The organism is Streptomyces pseudogriseolus, from assembly GCA_002154585.1.
GTDB classification, from domain to species: domain Bacteria; phylum Actinomycetota; class Actinomycetes; order Streptomycetales; family Streptomycetaceae; genus Streptomyces; species Streptomyces pseudogriseolus.
The window spans coordinates 1-1,242 of the sequence record MUNG01000518.1 but is presented as its reverse complement, the minus strand read 5'-3'; the positions used below and the strand labels follow the sequence as shown (position 1 = coordinate 1,242).

Annotated in this window: 1 protein-coding gene; it reads right to left on the bottom strand. The window is 76.7% G+C overall.

Features of this window, described 5'->3' with window-relative positions; all coding sequences use genetic code 11:
- Positions 1-91: 91 nt before the first annotated feature.
- On the bottom strand, positions 92-1,027 hold the full coding sequence (locus CCN29_RS32070; protein WP_086686047.1) for a M56 family metallopeptidase: 936 nt from the start codon (positions 1,025-1,027) through the stop codon (positions 92-94).
- Positions 1,028-1,242 lie beyond the last annotated feature (215 nt).

Below are 1,242 nucleotides of genomic sequence, written 5' to 3'. Positions count from 1 at the left end.
GTCCGCGCCCCCTGAGGACCCGGCACGCCCGGTCCTCAGGGGGCGCGGACCGGCCCGGTGCCGGGCGGTCCGGCCGCGTCGGGGCCGTCGCCTACCCCAGTGCCCGCAATCCCGGCAGGAACGCCACGAGGAGCGGGACCGCCGGCACCAGCGACGCGACGGCCGTCAGCCGCAGCCGCCGTCCCGCGGTCAGCCGGTCGCCCGGGGCGAGCAGCCGGTCGACCCGTGCCGGAACGTGCGCGTGCGCGGTGGGGCAGGGGCCGAACACCCCGCGGTCCTCGTTCAGTTCCACCAGGGCCAGGGCGGTGGTGAGCCGGCCGAACCGGCGGGACGCCGTGTCGTCCGCGGCCAGTTCGACCAGCCGGTGCATCTCGTCCCGGAACGCGGAGAACACCGGCACCTGCGGGAAGCCCTCCGCCAGCGCCGACGAGCAGTGCAGCAGCCAGTCGTGCCGGGCACGCGCGTGACCGCGCTCGTGCGCCAGCACGGCGTCCAGCTGCCGTCCCTTCAGACGCTGCAACGCGGCCGTGGTGACCACCAGTTGGGGCGGGCTTCCGGGCAGGCGCCAGGCCTCCGGACGGTCGCCCTCCAGCACCACCAGCCGGTCGGAGCCCGGCTCCTCGCCGGGCAGCAGCGGCGCCCTGCGCCGCAGTTCGGCACGGCGGGCCCGGCGGCGGGCGCGGGCCCGCGCGATCTCCCGCACCAGCATCGCCCCGCTCCACAGCCCCCCGCACGCCAGCACCACCGCGGTGACATGCGCCCACAGGCCCCCCGTGCCCAGGGTGTACGCCTCCACGACCGCCACCGGCGCGCCGGTGAACACATGCCCGCCGACCGCCCGCCAGGCCGCCGCCGCGCTGAACGTCATCGACAGGGCGCAGCACAGCAGCACCGTCGCGATCACGCACTGCCAGGCCCACAGGGCCACCACCGGTTCACGGTCCGGCCAGTCCGCCCGGGCGAGCAGCCGGGGACCCACGACGGCGGTCAGCACACCGAGCAGCAGCAGGACCGCGGGGAGGATCATGGCAGCAGCCTAGAAGTGCGGGACGCCCCCTGGATACGGACCCGCGGTCCGAAGTGACGCAGACAACGGTCCCGCGCCCGCGGCCGAACGGCCCCTTGCGCGCCCTCACATCGTCAGCAGCATCGCCACCATCGCGATCCCCATCGACAGCCGGCAGGCCCGCGCCAGCTCCGGCCGGTCGCCCCACCCGGCGTCCGGCCGGAGCTGGCGCGGGC